General features: G+C 36.5%; 15 protein-coding genes. 6 read left to right on the top strand and 9 right to left on the bottom strand.

The window, feature by feature from the left end; genetic code table 11:
- Nucleotides 1-98: 98 nt before the first annotated feature.
- Nucleotides 99-1493 carry a type III PLP-dependent enzyme domain-containing protein gene (locus tag EL165_RS10995; protein ID WP_002977177.1) on the top strand — a complete coding sequence of 465 codons (1395 nt, stop codon included), beginning with the start codon at nucleotides 99-101 and terminating at the stop codon, nucleotides 1491-1493.
- A gap of 115 nt (nucleotides 1494-1608) precedes the next feature.
- On the opposite strand, the gene EL165_RS10990 is transcribed toward EL165_RS10995, so the two are convergent.
- A complete protein-coding gene (locus EL165_RS10990) occupies nucleotides 1609-2268 on the bottom strand; it encodes an HAD family hydrolase (protein WP_002977179.1) in 660 nt (219 codons plus the stop codon).
- A gap of 184 nt (nucleotides 2269-2452) precedes the next feature.
- Here EL165_RS10990 and speB point away from each other — a divergent pair, with 184 nt between their 5' ends.
- From speB to EL165_RS10975, 3 genes are all read left to right on the top strand, one after another.
- The gene (gene speB / locus EL165_RS10985) at nucleotides 2453-3310 is read left to right on the top strand and encodes an agmatinase (RefSeq protein ID WP_002977181.1); all 858 of its coding nucleotides are present in this window, start codon (nucleotides 2453-2455) and stop codon (nucleotides 3308-3310) included.
- Nucleotides 3311-3379: 69 nt separating this feature from the next.
- Nucleotides 3380-4222, top strand: coding sequence for a bifunctional helix-turn-helix domain-containing protein/methylated-DNA--[protein]-cysteine S-methyltransferase (locus EL165_RS10980; protein WP_002977184.1), 843 nt, complete (start codon nucleotides 3380-3382; stop codon nucleotides 4220-4222).
- Nucleotides 4223-4502: 280 nt separating this feature from the next.
- Complete coding sequence (locus EL165_RS10975) at nucleotides 4503-5111, top strand: alpha-ketoglutarate-dependent dioxygenase AlkB family protein (RefSeq protein WP_041461629.1); 609 nt, start codon at nucleotides 4503-4505, stop codon at nucleotides 5109-5111.
- 235 nt (nucleotides 5112-5346) lie between these two features.
- On the opposite strand, the gene EL165_RS10970 is transcribed toward EL165_RS10975, so the two are convergent.
- The 4 genes from EL165_RS10970 to EL165_RS10955 all read right to left on the bottom strand — a co-directional run bounded on the left by EL165_RS10970 (nucleotide 5347) and on the right by EL165_RS10955 (nucleotide 11211).
- Nucleotides 5347-7206, bottom strand: a complete 1860-nt coding sequence (locus tag EL165_RS10970) for a CocE/NonD family hydrolase (protein ID WP_002977188.1) — start codon at nucleotides 7204-7206, stop codon at nucleotides 5347-5349.
- A gap of 225 nt (nucleotides 7207-7431) precedes the next feature.
- Nucleotides 7432-10200 (bottom strand): TonB-dependent receptor, encoded by a 2769-nt coding sequence (locus tag EL165_RS10965; protein WP_041461630.1) that lies wholly within the window; start codon nucleotides 10198-10200, stop codon nucleotides 7432-7434.
- A 96-nt stretch (nucleotides 10201-10296) separates the two neighbouring features.
- Nucleotides 10297-10716 (bottom strand): SH3 domain-containing protein, encoded by a 420-nt coding sequence (locus tag EL165_RS10960; protein WP_002977193.1) that lies wholly within the window; start codon nucleotides 10714-10716, stop codon nucleotides 10297-10299.
- Between the two features lie 6 nt (nucleotides 10717-10722).
- A complete protein-coding gene (locus EL165_RS10955; protein ID WP_002977195.1) occupies nucleotides 10723-11211 on the bottom strand; it encodes a BON domain-containing protein in 489 nt (162 codons plus the stop codon).
- A gap of 222 nt (nucleotides 11212-11433) precedes the next feature.
- On the opposite strand from EL165_RS10955, the gene EL165_RS10950 reads away from it, so the two are divergent.
- Nucleotides 11434-12684 (top strand): dicarboxylate/amino acid:cation symporter, encoded by a 1251-nt coding sequence (locus EL165_RS10950; protein WP_002977198.1) that lies wholly within the window; start codon nucleotides 11434-11436, stop codon nucleotides 12682-12684.
- Nucleotides 12685-12693: 9 nt separating this feature from the next.
- Nucleotides 12694-13416, top strand: a complete 723-nt coding sequence (locus EL165_RS10945) for a phytanoyl-CoA dioxygenase family protein (protein ID WP_002977200.1) — start codon at nucleotides 12694-12696, stop codon at nucleotides 13414-13416.
- A gap of 46 nt (nucleotides 13417-13462) precedes the next feature.
- Here the strand turns inward: EL165_RS10945 and EL165_RS10940 are convergent, their stop codons facing one another.
- The 4 genes from EL165_RS10940 to EL165_RS10925 form a co-directional block, all read right to left on the bottom strand.
- The gene (locus EL165_RS10940) at nucleotides 13463-13786 is read right to left on the bottom strand and encodes a hypothetical protein (protein WP_002977202.1); all 324 of its coding nucleotides are present in this window, start codon (nucleotides 13784-13786) and stop codon (nucleotides 13463-13465) included.
- A 127-nt stretch (nucleotides 13787-13913) separates the two neighbouring features.
- Nucleotides 13914-14231, bottom strand: a complete 318-nt coding sequence (locus tag EL165_RS10935) for a hypothetical protein (protein WP_126358624.1) — start codon at nucleotides 14229-14231, stop codon at nucleotides 13914-13916.
- 10 nt (nucleotides 14232-14241) lie between these two features.
- Nucleotides 14242-17043 (bottom strand): GH92 family glycosyl hydrolase, encoded by a 2802-nt coding sequence (locus EL165_RS10930; protein WP_002977206.1) that lies wholly within the window; start codon nucleotides 17041-17043, stop codon nucleotides 14242-14244.
- Between the two features lie 158 nt (nucleotides 17044-17201).
- A complete protein-coding gene (locus tag EL165_RS10925; RefSeq protein ID WP_002977209.1) occupies nucleotides 17202-17657 on the bottom strand; it encodes a hypothetical protein in 456 nt (151 codons plus the stop codon).
- Nucleotides 17658-17701: the final 44 nt, after the last annotated feature.

Here is a 17701-nt window from a genome sequence, read left to right as displayed (position 1 = left end):
ATTCAATATCGGGTGTTAATTTAAAATTATAATAATTTTAACACCTAAAAATGAAACTTTTTTAGCAATTTTGCATTTCTTAATTCACTTGTTTAGAAATGAAAATAAAGTACTCGGAACTTATTGATCAGACATTATATTTTCCTACGGAGGAATTTAATGTTTCTGAGAACAATTTGTTGTTTCACGATATTCCGTTGATGGATGTGGTTGAACAATTTGGCACCCCGCTAAAGATTAGCTACCTGCCGAGAATTTCTCAAAATATTCAGAAAGCGAAAGGCTGGTTTAAAGAAGCTTTTGAGAAAACCGAATATAAAAAGAATTATACCTACTGTTACTGTACAAAATCCAGTCATTTCAATTTCGTATTGGAAGAAGCCCTGAAGAATGATATTTCAATAGAAACATCATCTGCTTACGATATGGATATTGTAAAATCTCTATATGAAAAAGGTAAGGTAGATAAGAATATTGAGGTGATCTGTAATGGTTTTAAAACCGATGATTATCTGGCCAAAATCTCAGATATGATCAACAGCGGATTTGAAAATATTACTCCGATTCTTGATAATTACAGAGAGCTGGATAAGCTTACGGAAAGTATTGATTCTACTTTTGATATCGGAATCAGAATTGCATCGGAGGAAGAACCGAAGTTCGAATTCTATACCTCAAGATTAGGTATCGGATATAAAGATATTATTCCTTATTACAGCCAGAAAATTGCAGAACACCCGAATGCAAGACTGAAAATGCTTCATTTCTTTATCAACACAGGGATTAAGGATACGGCGTATTACTGGAACGAATTGTATAAATGTCTTCGTGTATATGCACGTCTGAAGAAAATCGCTCCGGAAGTGGATTCACTGAACATCGGAGGAGGTTTCCCAATCAAAACTTCTTTGAATTTCGATTATGACTATCAGTACATGGTGGAAGAAATCGTTTCTCAGATCAAGAAATTCTGTGAAGAAGAAGGAGTAGAGGAACCTAATATTTATACTGAGTTCGGAAGCTTTACCGTAGGGGAAAGCGGGGCCAACCTTTATAAAATCATTTCTCAGAAACGTCAGAACGACAGAGAAAAATGGAATATGATTGATTCTTCTTTCATGACCACTCTTCCTGATACATGGGCCATTTCAAGACACTTCATCATGCTTCCGCTTAACCGTTGGGAAGATACTTATGAAAGAGTGTTCCTTGGAGGGCTGACTTGTGATTCGGACGATTATTATAATTCCGAACAGCATACCAATGCCATTTATTTACCTGTTTTCAGTGATACAAAACCTCTGTATATCGGATTCTTCCATACCGGAGCTTACCAGGAAACAATCGGTGGTTATGGCGGAGTTCACCATTGTCTGATGCCTCAGCCGAGACACGTTCTGATTCAGAAAGATGAAAACGGTGAATTACAGTACGAGATTTTCCGTGAAAAGCAGGAACCGGAAGATGTATTGAAGCTTCTTGGGTATAAATAATTTTATGATCCTCAGAAATGGGCTTTAGCCCTTTACAATCAATAGAAAAGTCAATTGGCTTTAGCCAAAACTTATACAAAACAAAAGCTCTCAGAAAAATCTGAGAGCTTTTTATTTAAAAATATTTTGAAATTTTATCCAGTTCTAATTCTTCATAATCAGAAACTACTGTGTCTGCCAAAGTGTAATCCTGATTTTTTGAATGTGGGCTTCTGTATGCTGCACAAAAGATTTTTGCACGGTGTGCAGCAAGAATTCCATTGGTAGAATCTTCAATCACCATACAGTTTTCAACAGGTTCTCCAGCCATTTCAGCGGCCAGAAGAAAAACTTCAGGATGAGGTTTTGATTCCTTTAAATCGGCGCCGCTGATTTTCCCCCTAAAATAGGGTTCCAACCCGAATTTCTCAAAAACCATATTGATCGTTACCATTGTAGCAGAAGACGCCAGGATAAGTTTTATCCCATTCTCATGATAATGCTCGATCAGTTTTCTTACTCCGGGAATTAAATCAAATTCCTCATCATTGTAAAAATAATCCTTGAAATGAGATCTTTTGATTCCTGCGATTGTTTCGTAAGTCTGATCTAAATTAAATTCATTAATCAAAGTTTCAGAAACTCTTTTGGTAGAAGCTCCGGTAAAAGAGGTATACAGTTCTTCAGAAACTGCTATTTCCAGTTCGTCAAATGTTTTGAAATAGGCTTTTCTATGCAATGGTTCTGTATCTACTATGACACCATCCATATCGAAGAGAACAGCTTTTAAAGGCATATCAGGAGTTTTATACAAAAATAACTTTTAAAATTTAAACATTAAAGGATTTAAAATTGAAAAGTCAGGATAAGGTTAAAAATTCATAACAAACCGTTCATCACTTATAACTCAGGTACTATTTTGTATCTTTGTGGAATCATTTAATCTTTCAATCATTTAATTTTTTAATTAATAATTATATATGAAAACATACGCAGGAATTCCCGAGGAAAATGCAACGCTAGAGAATTCGAAAGTAATGTTGGTAACCGTTCCTTACGATGGAACTTCAACATGGGGAAAAGGAGCTGATAAAGGTCCTGAATTATTCTTAAATGCTTCTGAAAATATGGAGCTTTACGATATCGAAACACAAACAGAACCTTACCTTCAGGGAGTTTACTTAGCAGGAGAAGTGTCTGAAAATTCTTCCCCGGAAGCAATGACGGAAGCGGTTTATCAGAAAACCAAAGAGCTTTTGAACAATGAAGGTAAATTATTTACTCTTTTTGGTGGGGAACACTCTGTTTCTATCGGTTCTATTCGTGCGGTAGGAGAAAAATTTGAAAATTTAACCGTTCTTCAGTTAGATGCTCACACAGATTTACGTCCTGAGTTTCACGGTTCTACTTCAAACCATGCCTGTGCGGTTTTTGAAGCTAACCAAAAACATAACTTAGTACAGGTGGGAATCCGTTCTATGGATGCTGAAGAAGCACAATATTTGCCGGAAGGAAGAGTATTCTTTGCTCACGAAATTGCTAACAATGAGAACTGGATCAATGATGTACTGGAGAAAGTATCAGGAAACGTTTATATCACGATTGATTTAGATGCTTTCGATCCTTCCATCGCTCCTTCTACGGGAACTCCTGAGCCGGGTGGATTACAATGGTATCCAACGTTGGAATTATTAAGAAAAGTATTTGAAAAATGTAACGTAGTAGCGTTTGATATTGTAGAGTTAATGGATTCTCCAATGGCTAAGCCAACTGCTTTCTTATCTGCGAAGTTATATTACAAAATGCTTGCTTATTACGATATTTATAACAACAACTAATATTCCGCAAGAATCGGATTTTTTCTGCCGTATATTCTTTGGAAATTTGTGAGGTAAAATCATAATACAATGTCCACACAAAGTCAGATAGATTACAACAGAATTGCCAAAGCGATAGAATATATCCGGAGCAATTTCAGGCTTCAGCCAAGTTTGGAGGAAGTGGCAGAGAATATTCACTTAAGTCCGGCTCATTTCCAGAAGATCTTTACAGATTGGGCAGGAACGAGTCCGAAAAAATTTTTACAGTTCATCAGTCTTGAACATGCTAAGAATTTATTGAAGGAAGAAAAAGCAAGTTTGTTTGATACCGCCTATGAGACAGGACTTTCAAGCACCAGCAGGCTTCATGACCTGTTTGTGAAAATAGAAGGAATGTCTCCGGCAGAATATAAAAACGGAGGAAAAAGCCTCAATATTCATTACAGTTTTTCCGAAAGCCCTTTCGGGAATATACTAGTAGCTTCTACAGAAAAAGGAATCTGCTATATGGCTTTTGAAGACGATAAAGAAAAAGCATTCGGGGAACTGAAACAAAAGTTCCCTAATGCTTCTTTTATTGAGCAGCAGGATGCACTTCAGAAGAATGCACTGTCCATATTCGATAAAGACTGGACAAAACTCAATACTATAAAATTACACTTAAAAGGAACCGATTTTCAACTGAAGGTATGGGAAAGCTTATTGACGATTCCTATGGGTAAACTGTCAACCTATGGAAGCCTGGCTGAAAAAATAGGAAATCCTAAAGCATCCAGAGCAGTAGGAACAGCTATTGGAAGTAACCCGGTTGCCTTTCTGATACCTTGCCACCGCGTGATTCAGTCTACCGGACACCTCGGCGGTTACCGATGGGGAAGTGATAGGAAACAGTTGATTGTAGGTTGGGAGGGCTCACATATTTACTCGTAATCTATTATTAAGTTTTGGCTAAAGCCAATGGATTAGATTATTTTTGTTAAATGGGCTAAAGCCCATTCCTATTGATATAAAAATTCGTGTCATTAGTGAAAAGCATTGGTGCCATTTGTGTTTAGTGAACAAGCATTTGTGCCTTTTTGCGGTTGAAAAATATTAAATTTAAGTTTTGGCTAAAGTCTATTTCTATTGATGTGAAAATTCGTGTCATTTGTGAAAAACATTGATGTTATTTGTGTTTAAATATAAAAGCATTTAATTAAAAAAAACTATGATGAGTCTCTTCGAAGAAATATCAGATTATCCACTGAATATCCTTCCACACGATGGAACCGTTCATTATTATGGCAAGGTTTTCTCAAAAGAACAATCTGATTTTTATTATGATTATCTGTTCAATCAGATTCCATGGGAGAATGATGAGGCTGTAATATTTGGAAAACTGATTTTAACCAAAAGAAAAGTAGCCTGGTTTGGAGAGAAAGCATTTGAATATACGTATTCGAAAAGAACAAAATATGCCAGATTCTGGACTCCCGAATTACTGGAACTGAAGAAAAAATGTGAAGAAGTTTCTGGCGAAACCTACAATTCTTGCCTGCTTAATCTATACCATGACGGAAGTGAAGGCATGGCTTATCACAGCGATGGTGAAACAGACCTTAAGAAACATGGAGCCATTGCTTCTTTGACCTTTGGAGCAGAAAGAAAGTTTTTATTTAAACATAAAACAACCAAAGAAAAAGTTGAAATATTTCTTGAAAACGGAAGTTTATTAATTATGAAAGGAACTACACAGGATCACTGGCTTCACAGGCTTCCACCCACTACAAAAGTGAAAACTCCCAGGGTAAACCTGACCTTCAGAACCATTGAAGACTAGTATTTAAGAGAAATTTTATCCATAACGTTTGTTATTCCGAAGGAGTCCCAATGATGCTTTATCTAATGGCAAGTCGTTTACAGACTTTAGAGGATTACGCTTATCATATCCATTAATAGGAGTGTGCTTTAGCCCACATAGACAAAAGAACCAATTCATCCGGCTTTAGCCAAAACCTAAAAAAAACTTCAGATCTTCAAAAATAAAAAGCTGTTCAGACGAACAGCTTTTCAATTTATTTTAAAACATCAGCTTCAATGGAGCTGTCATCATACACTTTGATGAATGCCTTAGTGTAATCTTCTTTATTGGCAAAATTTGGATTATCCATAAACTTCTGCGGGTTAATGGCGAAAAGTGGAAACCATGTACTGCTGATCTGAATCTGGATTTTATGTCCTTTTTTGAACGTATGAACCACATCCTGAAGTCTGAAATTAACAGCCGTTTTCTGGTTAGGAACAAGCGCCTCTCCCTTTTCTTTTGTATTTCTGAACCTTGCAGGCATAATTTCACTTCTTACCATCTGATGATAGTTTCCGTAGATAACGCCTTCTTTCTTTTCTGCAGGTTTGAAATCTTCCGGATATACATCAATCAGTTTTACTGCAAAATCGGCATCTGTAGAAGTGGAAGCAATATTCAGTTTAGCCATGATCTCTCCGGCAAAAGTAATGTCTTCAGTGAGTATATCCGTTGTGAATGTCAATACATCAGGTCTTCCCACAGCAAATCTCTGGTCTTCCGACATATAATTTCTCGGAGTGAAACCATTGAAATCTTTTAAATGATCAGAGCTTAAAACAGGATTGTTCGGATCACTGTAATATTCGGAATAACCTTGTCCTGATGATTTTTTTAAGGTGTTATCCGCCAGATAGAAATTCACTTTCTGAGCATTTTTAGGAGGATAAGAAGCAAATTCTTTCCATTCTTTAGCACCGGTGTCATACATCAGTGCTTCAGGAAGTCCTGCATCCTCTTTGGTATTGCCTTTCAGGTAGTGGTTGAAGAATTTTGTTTCAATATTTTTCTGATAATAGGTTGCAATACTATCTCCAAAATAGGTTTCACTGTGAAAATGTTTTCCCTGCTCCTGAGACCAGCCGCCATGGGAGAATGGCCCCATTACAATGGTATTTTTGGCTTTAGGGCTTGTTTTTTCGATGGTTTTATAAATATTCAGCGGGCCCGAAAGATCTTCTGCATCAAACCATCCACCGACAGTCATTACAGCATGATTGATATTTTTTAAATGAGGAAGAAGACCTCTTTTCTGCCAGAATTCATCATAGTTGGTATGATTCATAATTTCTGTCATGAAGAAGTTATTCTTATAATACTTTTCATACCCGTCTTTCAGGGTACCCATATCTCTGTAGAATTTTAATCCATCTTCAGAAGTCTGCTTGATGAAAGAATCCATATACCATGCCTGCTTTTCAGGTTGTGTTTTCTGTATTCCGAAAACAGGAAATGTTCTGAAATAGCCCAGCATAAATCTTCCGTTGTGAAGAAAATCGTCATTCCAGAAATCAGAAATAGGTGCCTGTGGAGAAGAAGCTACCAAAGCCGGATGCTGTGACAAAGTTCCTACGGCAGTATAAAATCCGGGATATGATGTCCCGAACTGACCTACCTTACCGTTGTTATCTTTCACGTTTTTCAAAAGCCATTCGATGGTATCATAGGTATCAGTACTTTCATCAACATCTTTTTTGGTTTTACGTTCTACCTGCGGCGTCATATTGGTAAATGTACCTTCACTCATATATCTTCCGCGTACATCCTGGTACACAAAAATATACTTGTCTTTCATAAGATAGGTGTTAGGGCCTACTTTTGTTTTATATTCACTTTCTCCGTAAGGAGCAATGCTGTAGCAGGTTCTCTGCATCAGAAAAGGATATTTGTTCTTGTTGGATATATCTTTAGGGATATATACTGCTGTGAAAAGTTTCACGCCATCACGCATTGGAATATAAAATTCTTTCTTGGTGAAATTGTCTTTAACGAAAGTATCTTTCTGTTCCGTTTTCTGAGCCTTTCCAAGAATGAAAAAAAGAATACATAATACTGAAATATGGATTTTCATAAAAAAAATTTGCTGCTAATTTAAAAATAAAAACAGTTTTATTCGTAAATCTTGTTTAAAAGGTTGTTGCAAAAGCCACCCGTCAAAAATTCTTTGAATTTTCGCCACCCCTCCAAAGGAGGGGAATATTACGTCTTCAGTTGTAATGAAATTAAGGCTATTCATAGAAATAGCCGGGAAATATCCGGCCATTATCTAAACTATTTATAAAAGTATACTGTTGCTTTATTGTGTCTTTTTTCCTGCAAACTTATTCAGTTTCATGCTGATGGAGAACATGATGTACCGTTTCAGGATAAGATCTTCACGGTCTTCAAAATAAGAATCAGTGATGGTTCTTCTCACGCTCTGATTTTGATTTAAAACATCATAGACCTTCACTTTTGCGGTAAACTGCTTTTTATAGAATGAATATCCCAGACTGGTATTCCAGAAGTAGAAATCCTTTTTAAAGCCGGGAGCAATATTGGAATTGGTATTATATTCAAAATCATTTCCAAATACCAATCTGCCTTGCAGCATATAATTGGTCAGCTCCAGCTTTAAGGATTGATTGGCTGTATTTACATTCGTTACATTGTAATTGGTATAATTTGAAAAACTGTATCCAAGTCTGTAAGAAGGCTTAATGGTAATTTTATCCTTGATTTCATAGGTGAAATTAAGTCCCGGATTAAGACTGTATGAGTTGCTGGTAAAAGCCTGTCCGTCTATAAAACCATTATTGTATGCATACACCATGCTGAATCTCGGATTGATGGTAAGTTTGTTGTTTTTCCACTTCAGGGTTTTGCTGAAACCTCCGCCTGCGTTGATGTTTTTATTTCCACTTACGTTGCTGTAGGTAATTACCTGTTTTCCTGCATTATCATAGGTGGAAAAATTGATAATATCGTTATTTCTGTATGTAAAACCAATATTGAAATAGTAACTGAGGTCTTTTACCTTATTATAATTATTGAAATACAAATAAAGATTATTGATCCAGGTATTTTTCAGATCAGGGTTTCCCTGATAGGTAATCAATGGGTTTGACTCATCTTTATAAGGAGTAAGCTGCTCTGCTGTAGGAATATTGAAGTTGGAGTAGTTGTAAACACTCAGATATTTTCCTTCTCCCATCTGATAGTTAAGATTTACATTATACTGGGGCAGTACAAAATTTTTCTGCATATCATATTGCTGCCCGTTATAAATAGAGTTTACTTTCATGTCTGAGATGTCAAGATTCATGGACGCCCAGAAATTCAGTTTCTTTTTATTAAGCTGGTAGGTAAACTCAGGAGAGATCTGATTGATTCTTTGCTTCATATTGTTGGATAAAAGCTGATTGAATTTAGTGTAATCTCCGGTTATATTATCAAAATCATTTACATTTCTCAAATTTCTGGCAGACCTGGTTTCATACTTTACTTCAAAACTTACACTTGAAGAATCGGAAACTGGTTCTGTATATCCGGCAGTGAAATTAAAACTGTTGTTCTGATTTTTATTTCTGGCTAACTGATCCCTGTTGTCTACAGTTGGTCCACTGGGTTGATAGAACGTGTTTTGAGACTGGTTCAGGTTATCTCTTTTCGATTCAGAGATGGAACTGCTCATATTCGCTGAAATCGAACGCCCTTTTTTCCTGAATTTTCTTGAAAAATAGAGATAAGGATTAAATGAATTGCTTTCCGAATCATTACTTGAATACGTATTGCTTTCATTCAGAAGGTTCCCGTTATTTAAAGTTGATGAGCGTGAATTATTAAAATTAAAACTGCTGTTTTTTGTGAATCTTGGAGAAAGATAGATACTGGTCATGGAATCCAGTTTAATTTTGGCTGAAGTATCAAAACTGTATTGCCTGGATTCATTTTCTCCGTTACTTTCAGAATTGGTCTGAAGCGTATAATTGGGGAGAAGGGTAGACCTTGAAACTTTGGATCTTGTTTCCATATTGGAATCGGAATGCATCAGACTGAAGGAATCAAGATCAGCATCTTTCCCCAATTTGTCACTATAATTTAACCCAATGGTTGTTGACCTTTGAATTCCTTTTGTACTGCCTCCCTGGGTGTAATAAGTCATATTTCCTACCGTTGAGACAGTTCCTCCCTGCATCATCCAGGCATTCCGTCCGTTACCCATACTGTCAAAAACCTCATCTCTGGAAAATCCTTGTGAATTGATGTTATTGGAAGAAGCTAACAGACTTATTTTTGTATCTCCTTTAAAATAGCTGGCCAGCCCGCTTGCTTCATATCGCTTGTCGGAGCCGTAGCCAACAGTAAGCCTGGTCAGCAAACCTTTATTTTTCTTTTCGTCAATCGTAAAGTTGATGGTGGTATTCTGCGATTTGGCTGTTTTTCCGCTGAGTTCTTCCTCCTTTGTTTTGGTAGTGGTAAACTGAATATTTTTGATGATATCTGCCGGTAAGTTCTGAAGGGCAATTTTACCATCTTTATCAAAGAAGGGTTTACCATTAATCATGATTTGGTCTACATCTTTTCCATTCACCGTAATTTTTCCCTCATTACTGATTTCTACACCAGGAATCTGCTTCAGAAGCTCTTCTATTTTGCTGTCAGGTCTTACTTTAATGGCAGCAGCATTGAACTCAATTGTATCTTTTTTAATTTTTACGGGAGATACGGTGATCTTTACCTCATCAATAGCATTTACCAGACTTTGTTTTTCCAGCTGGATATCTCCCAAGGCTAACGACTGTTCTATTTTTTCAAATTTTTTGGTGTAAGAAGATAACTTCTCAGCATCAATTTTAAGAATGGAAGGTTCTTTTACATCGTCAATTTTCAGAGAGAATTTTCCCTCTTTATTGGTAGCGGTGTAATTAACGATAGATGAATCTTTTACTTTTAAAAGATAGACGGTCGCATTTTCTATCGGTTTCTTCTCAGAATCTGATATTTTTCCGTCAATGTGTAGTTTTTGGGCGTGCAGTATAATGACTGTGAACATCAAAGTCAATAGCAGCAGAGTTTTCTTCATTAGTTTTTTTTTCAGAGCCGTAAAAATATAAAAACATCCCAGTTTTGGGATGTTTCTATGCATTTTTTGTGAAATTTTATTATTTTTTAATAAAAATTATGCTCTTAAGTATCTTGAATAAGCATATCCTTCCTGACCGTCTGCAGTTTTCACTTTCCACCAGTCATCAGAAGTCTGCTCAATAAGCGTTACAGATGATCCTTTTGAAGCTTTACCTACTACGGCAGCTTCAGTAGAAGGCTCCTGTCTGATATTAAGGTTAGACTCTTCCGTAGCTACTGTTAAAGAAGCTCCTGAAGCAAGACCTGCAACCTGAACATCAATATTGATATCTGAAGCAGAATAAGTAGAATCGATAGCTCCCAGAGCATTCCATACAGCATCTTTAGCCGCAGTATTGGATGCATTTCCGGAAACGTATAGAATTCCGTCCTGCTCCTGAACCTGAAGATTAGAAATTCCTGCAGACTGTGCTGCCGAAACTACGCTTGAATATTTATCTTGTAATTCGCTCATCTTTAATTATTTTACGATTAGATTGTTGTTATACTTTCCGATTTTCAAAGCATCTACAGATTCTTTGATTTTTCTTGCCTGTAAGGCAGAAACATTCCCTGTAAGAGTAAGCTGTCCGTTTACAACTTCAACTTTTACAGAAGGGAAATCTTTTACCGCATCCTGAACTTTTTTCTGAACAGCAGGATCTACAGCTGATGCTGTTTCAACCGGTGCTGCAGGTGCAGGAGCTGCTACCGTAGACATATCCATTACGTCTTTTACTCCGTTGATTGCTTTTAGTTTTGCAATCATCGCGTCTTTAGACTGCTGATCTGCGAAAGTACCGCTTAAGTGTGCCACACCTTCTTTTACTTCAACAGAAGCATTGGGATTAGAAGTTACTATAGTTGTAGCCTGAGTCTGAAGATCGGCATCAGAAACTTTCTTTTTACAAGAAATAGCACCGAAAGATACAGCTACAGCTAATGCAGCCATTGCAATAGTTTTTTTCATATTGTATATTTATTTTAATGTTGTTATACACTCAAATGTAATAATAAAATTTGTACCAAAAGAATAAAAATTCAATAAATGTTTCTTAATTTTTTTACAATATTTTCGAAACCAGGTTTTTAATTTTCATTGATTAAAAACTTAATGTAAAATTCATCTCTATTGAAGAAAATCTTCTGCCAATTGAAAAACCATTATATTTGCGCAAATTGAACTATATATATGAAAGGACAGAATAAACTTTTTATAGCAATTATCATTGCACTACTTCTGGGAGTAGGAATTGGAGGTGTTGTACACGTAAACTATCCGGATAGTGCAGAACCCTTTTCTAAAAATATAAAACTGCTGGGAACAGTTTTTATCAGATTGGTACAGATGATTATTGCACCATTGGTTTTTACAACATTGGTAGTGGGTATTGCGAAAATGAGTGATATCAAAATGATCGGAAGAGTAGGAACAAAAGCAATGCTTTGGTTTATTTCCGCTTCTCTGGTTTCTCTTTTTATCGGGTTGATGCTTGTTAACTGGCTGGAGCCGGGACATGTGACAAAACTACCTATTCAGGATGTGGCTTCTGCTGATGAACTTCTTAAAAGCAGCAAAAGTTTTTCCATGGAAGATTTTGTAAAGCATATGATCCCTAAAAGTTTATTTGAAGCCTTTGCCACTAATGAAGTATTACAGATTGTTGTATTTGCCGTGATGTTCGGCGTTGCACTGGCTAATTTAGGGGAAGAATATTCAAAACCTGTTGTAAAACTTTTTGATATCATTGCTCATGCCATCCTTAAAATGGTTGGATATATCATGTGGTTTGCTCCGCTTGGAGTATTGGGAGCCATTGCAGCAGTAGTAGCCACCAACGGTTTTGAAATTTTTAAAGTATATGCTATTTATTTAAGAGATTTCTTCTTTGCGATAGCAGTTCTTTGGCTGGTTCTTTTACTGGTAGGATATCTTATCTTAGGAAACCGCCTTTTTGATCTTTTAAAAAGAATTAAAGAGCCTTTGTTGATTGCTTTCTCCACTACAAGTTCAGAAGCTGTATTTCCGAAATTGGTGGAGGAACTGGAGAAATTCGGTTGTAATAGTAGAGTTGTATCATTCATTTTACCTTTAGGATATTCATTCAACCTGGACGGAAGCATGATGTATATGACATTCGCTTCCATCTTTATTGCTCAGATTTATGGAATCGAAATGACGCTTGGGCAGCAGATCACGATGCTTTTGGTATTGATGCTTACTTCAAAAGGTATTGCAGGAGTTCCGAGAGCTTCTCTGGTAATCATTGTGGCAACCTGTTCAATGTTCGGGATTCCGCCGGAAGGTATTGCTTTGATCTTACCAATTGACCATTTCTGTGATATGGGTAGAAGTATGACCAACGTGTTAGGAAATACTTTGGCAACTTCAGCGGTTTCAAAATGGGAAGGACAATTAACTGAGCCATTGGACAAAATTTAAAAACAATTCATGAGTTTAAATAACTTAGACAATCATAAAAGCCATATTCAAGAATATGGCTTTGCTGTTATCAATAATGTGTTTTCAAAGCAGGAACTTGAAGAAATAGACACCGTTCTGCAAAGTATAGACACTTCAAAAGAAAATTTCAGAAAATCTGAAGATCTGTTCGCCATAAGACAGTTTTTAAAAGAAGTTCCGGAAATCAAAGACCTGATTTTCAATGAAAATATCAGGAAAGTGGTTAAGGAAATATTCGGGGAAAAATATTTTGTGGTCAAAAGTATTTATTTTGATAAACCCGAAACTTCCAACTGGTACGTAGCCTATCATCAGGACCTGACTATTTCTGTAGATAAAAAGCTTGAACTCCCTGGTTTTGGCCCATGGACAACCAAACAGAATCAGTTTGCGGTGCAGCCTCCGGTGAATGTTCTGGAAAATATCTATACCATCAGAATCCACCTGGATGATACTGATGAAAATAACGGAGCTTTGAAAGTGGTTCCAAAATCTCACGCAAAAGGTATTTACAGGCCTGAAACCATCGACTGGACTGTTGAAACAGAAGAAATCTGCAACGTAGAAAAAGGTGGAATTATGCTGATGAAACCTTTAACGCTTCACGGCTCTAACAGAACAACGAACGGAAAGAAAAGAAGAGTCATTCACATCGAATTTTCTGATATCGAACTTCCGGAAGCCCTGCAATGGTCGGAAAGAATGAATTGATAAATAAACCCTTCTTCAAAATTCTGAAGAAGGGTTTATTTTAGTATTAATCACAGGAGATGATTTCACCATACGGCTTGTCTATATTTTCTTTATGATAGGAGAGAAATAGTAGACCTTCTTTTGGGTTGGCATTCCAGAAAGATGTCGGTGTGGAGACTTTCATCTTTGTTTTCAGGATATTTTCGATCATACTATCCTTACTTCCAAAAGTTGTAACAGGAGTAATTTCCTGAATTTTTGATGTATCATCTATTTTTACTTTATAGATGGCAAAAGGTTGCTTAGGTTTGAATCCACTGATCTTTGATAAATCAGATCTAGATTCAGTTTGGGTTTCATCATAGCAACGGGTAAACTGTAAACCCATAAACCTGAATTTGTTATTGTCTATGTAGGTAAAAGCCTCGGAAAGATTTTTAAGCTGTAAATTTTCAGCTTTTGTGGGTTTATTTTCCAGTTTTGATTTTGGAGTACAGGATGAAATAGAATACGTGTTATTGTATTTTATTTAAAAAGATCAGATATCTTTCATCAGGGAGTACATTAATTTCACAAGCTCCCGAATATGAATTTCCAATCAGGCCACTTACATTAATTGTTTTGAATGCTTTTCCCTTATAGGTTTTTTCAATTTCAATATCTGCTTTATAGGTTCTTTTCTCAGTGTTTTCGTCATATACTTTCAAAATTCTGATAATACCTGCAAAATCAGAATTATGATAATTGTATGCTAATGTTTCATATACACATTTACAGGCTGAAACGTTTATGACACTTAAAAGTATAAAAGATAGTATTAATAATTTTTTCATAATTGCGTTTTTATTTCGCAGAAATTTCATCGATAAAGATATACGCATCACCTCCAGCTCCCTGGTGCCATTCCGGAAGTTTTCCAAAATAGTAAGCTTTTACTTTGATATATCGGGCTTCAGTAGGGAGAATTTTAGTTGAGAAATCTTTGATCTGGACTTTCTCATCTTTAGGATCAATATCATTATCAATAGTTTTCAGAAGAACAAAATCTTTTCCGTTCATAGAAGCATAATATTCTACTTTTTTAGGCATCAGAATCCATGCTCTGCTGTCCTGAAGATAGGTAGAAGACAAAGTGGCGATCTGCTGAGGTGATTTAAAATCAATAATGGCTTCAAAATTTTGTCCCTGATATCCGTGCCATTCACCTTTTCTCCAGTTCACATCTCCTCTGATTCCGTCAATAATAGCAAGGTTTCCTGTAGCACTGTATTGAGGTGTTACTTTTGACAGGATATTGATGTCCCAGTAGTTTGGTCTTCTGTTAAAATAAGCGGTTGTCACAGAGCTTTTTTCGCCGTTTCTTTCAGCGTATGCCATTACCTGAGTTGTTTTAGTAATGGAGAACGGCCCTTTGTATGTGATGAAAGTCTTTCTTTTATTACTGTCACTTTCGTCCATCGTCATATAATATATCTTGTCATTTGGATTCAGTGGAGTGATCTCAACTTTGGTAGAAAAATCAAAGATTCTGTCGGCAGCAATTACCGGTGAGGCTGTCTGTTCTGTATATTTAAAATCTTTAACAGGTTTTACGTTTTCGAACCCTAATTTTTTGAGTTCAGCACGGCCTGTAGTTTTTGTAATCGTCCTTGTAGTGCCATCTTCAAGATGAATTTTAATTTCGTCAAAATAAGGAGTGGTAGTTTCCCATTCCGGTAATCCCGGAGTTACAGAATAAATTCCCATGGAGCTTAAAACATACCAGGCACTCATCTGTCCGCAGTCTTCATTTCCGATAAGCCCGTCAGGTGTGTTTTTATAAAAGTTATCAAGGATGTATTTAATTTTAGCATCTGTTTTTTCAGGTTTGTTTACGAAATTGTACAGATAAGCAATATGGTGGCTCGGTTCATTTCCCTGAGCATATTGTCCCATCAACCCTGTAATGTCTACCTGTTCTCTTCCCGTGGTTTTATCAGGAGCTGTAAAGATGGCATCAATAAACTGTTCAAATTTTTCTTTTCCTCCATGAGCTGCGATAAGCCCCGGAATGTCCTGCTGTACGGAATAAGAGTAATGCCATGAGTTTCCTTCCGTATAATTGTTATTGACTTCTCTCGGATCAAATGGCTCATACCAGTTTCCGTTTTTTCTTGGCTGCATGAAACCTGTTTTCGGATTGTAAAGATTTTTCCAGTTCTGAGAACGTTTCATGAAATACTGATAATCGTCTTTTTTGCCTAAAATTTTTGCCATCTGGGCAATGCACCAGTCATCATAAGCATATTCTACGGTTTTGGAAACACTTTCATGCTCATCATCTATGCTGATATAATTATTCTGTTTATAAGCATTCAAACCAAAAATATCCTGCATGGCTGAACTTTTTGCTGCCTGAAATGCCTTCTCGTAATCAAATCCCTGAATTCCTTTAGCCATAGCATCTGCAATGACAGAAACGGAGTGGTAACCAATCATACATTCTGTTTCATTGGAAGCCAGTTCCCATACCGGAAGTTTTCCTCCCTGCTCATATTGTTTAATGAAGGTATTGATAAAATCAGCAGTTCTTTTTCTGTCGATTAAAGTCATTAGCGGATGAGCACCTCTGAAGGTATCCCAAAGGGAAAATACCGTATAATAATCAAAACCATTGGCAGTGTAAAGTTTGTTATCCCTGCCTCTGTACTTTCCGTCAACATCCATATTGATGTTCGGTTGTGTAAAAACATGATAAAGAGCAGTATAAAAAACAGCTAATTTGTTTTTATCATCAGACTTTACTTCAATCTTTGAAAGTTCTTTGTCCCAGTCAGATTGAGCCTGTTTTTTTACCGTATCAAAATCTTTCGTCTGTCCTTCTGCCAGCATATTCTTTTCTGCTCCTTCGTAACCTGTTGGAGAAACAGAAACCTTTACATTGATCTTTTCTCCTTTTTTAACATTGGCTGAAAACGCCAGGGCAAGCTTGGTTCCTGTAAAAAGATTGTTTTCCTGTTTTCCGTTAATTTCCTTTTTTGAAATTTTCATGGGCTTTGAAAATTCAATTCTGGCATAAATATATTGGTTGGTTGCCCACGCTTCACTTCTTCTGAAAACCTCAATAGTTTTATCATCAATGATTTTTACCTCACCTTCCAATAGTTTATCTCTGTGGTTAAGGTCCATGATAATATTGGCATTTCCTGCATTGTTGAAAGTATATTCGTGGTAGCCAACTCTTTTGGTAGCAGTAAGACGAACATCAATATTATTTTTATCTAATCTGACAGCGTAGAATCCTGCCGTTGCTTTTTCATTTTTATGCGAAAATTTTGAAGAATATTCTTTACTGTTCAGACTGGGATTTCCCATCGTAGGCATCAGCATGATATCTCCATAATCCGAAACTCCAGTTCCGTTCAGATGGGTATGAGAAAAACCATAGATCACAGAATCCAAATAATGATATCCGCTGCATCCGTCCCAACTGCCGTCAATTCTTGTATCAGGTGACAACTGTACCATTCCGAACGGAACAATAGCACCCGGAAAAGTATGGCCATGGCCTCCGGTCCCAATAAACGGATTGACATATTGAGAATAATTCTGTGCAGAAATAATCTGGGTAATCCCTATAGAAAATGCAATAAGCGCTTTTTTCATGTTTTTATTTTATAAAAAGCGAAGATATTGAAAAACAGTAAAAACAGAGCTAACAAATCATTTGGTTTTAGGCCATAAAAGTATTCTAATGCTTAAATTGTTTTTTAAGACTCATATCATTATGAATGGAACGATGTGAAATGAAGTACAGAAAATTTCTACACTTCTCCTTCAAAAAAATCCCTGAGGTACGCCTCTTTGTCTTTGTCTGCCCGTTCGGAACCCAGATATTTTTTCCAGGACCGGGATTCATGATAGACAATACCCATTTCCCATACACAGTACGTTGGCAGATGGGTTTTGTTTCTGTCCCATACTTCAAATTTGCCGGAACCATCATAATATACGCTTTCCCACAGTTCATTTTCACTTCGCCATGTGCAGACCAGCAAAAGATAGTTTTTTCCGCAACGGTGCATAATAACAAATCCGAGATCATCAATGTTTTTAAAATTTTCGTCAGCATTGTCAATGCATTTTTGGGCATTTTCAATGTCCTGTTGAGGAATTTCAGCAGGATCACCGGCCAGGTCATACCATTTGAATTTTGTTTTTCCAACGGTAAAAATTCCTTTTGGCTGTGCATATTTGGAAGGATAGGACGTTATTTTCATACCAATTATTTACTGAAGCTTATTCTGGTATCAGGACATAAAAC

It is taken from the genome of Chryseobacterium gleum (assembly GCF_900636535.1).
GTDB lineage: Bacteria > Bacteroidota > Bacteroidia > Flavobacteriales > Weeksellaceae > Chryseobacterium > Chryseobacterium gleum.
Note: the sequence above shows the minus strand (reverse complement) of the source record. Positions and strands in the feature narration are given on the sequence as shown.

Bases quoted from the DNA above. Each gene is read 5' to 3' on its own strand.
- EL165_RS10970 (WP_002977188.1), bottom strand. From the start codon at position 7,206: ATGAAAATCCATATTTCAGTATTATGTATTCTTTTTTTCATTCTTGGA.
- EL165_RS10955 (WP_002977195.1), bottom strand. From the start codon at position 11,211: ATGAAAAAAACTATTGCAATGGCTGCATTAGCTGTAGCTGTATCTTTC.
- EL165_RS10925 (WP_002977209.1), bottom strand. From the start codon at position 17,657: ATGAAAATAACGTCCTATCCTTCCAAATATGCACAGCCAAAAGGAATT.
- EL165_RS10950 (WP_002977198.1), top strand. From the start codon at position 11,434: ATGAAAGGACAGAATAAACTTTTTATAGCAATTATCATTGCACTACTT.
- EL165_RS10990 (WP_002977179.1), bottom strand. From the start codon at position 2,268: ATGCCTTTAAAAGCTGTTCTCTTCGATATGGATGGTGTCATAGTAGAT.
- EL165_RS10940 (WP_002977202.1), bottom strand. From the start codon at position 13,786: ATGGGTTTACAGTTTACCCGTTGCTATGATGAAACCCAAACTGAATCT.
- EL165_RS10965 (WP_041461630.1), bottom strand. From the start codon at position 10,200: ATGAAGAAAACTCTGCTGCTATTGACTTTGATGTTCACAGTCATTATA.
- EL165_RS10975 (WP_041461629.1), top strand. From the start codon at position 4,503: ATGAGTCTCTTCGAAGAAATATCAGATTATCCACTGAATATCCTTCCA.
- EL165_RS10960 (WP_002977193.1), bottom strand. From the start codon at position 10,716: ATGAGCGAATTACAAGATAAATATTCAAGCGTAGTTTCGGCAGCACAG.
- EL165_RS10935 (WP_126358624.1), bottom strand. From the start codon at position 14,231: ATGAAAAAATTATTAATACTATCTTTTATACTTTTAAGTGTCATAAAC.
- EL165_RS10980 (WP_002977184.1), top strand. From the start codon at position 3,380: ATGTCCACACAAAGTCAGATAGATTACAACAGAATTGCCAAAGCGATA.
- EL165_RS10995 (WP_002977177.1), top strand. From the start codon at position 99: ATGAAAATAAAGTACTCGGAACTTATTGATCAGACATTATATTTTCCT.
- EL165_RS10930 (WP_002977206.1), bottom strand. From the start codon at position 17,043: ATGAAAAAAGCGCTTATTGCATTTTCTATAGGGATTACCCAGATTATT.
- speB (WP_002977181.1), top strand. From the start codon at position 2,453: ATGAAAACATACGCAGGAATTCCCGAGGAAAATGCAACGCTAGAGAAT.
- EL165_RS10945 (WP_002977200.1), top strand. From the start codon at position 12,694: ATGAGTTTAAATAACTTAGACAATCATAAAAGCCATATTCAAGAATAT.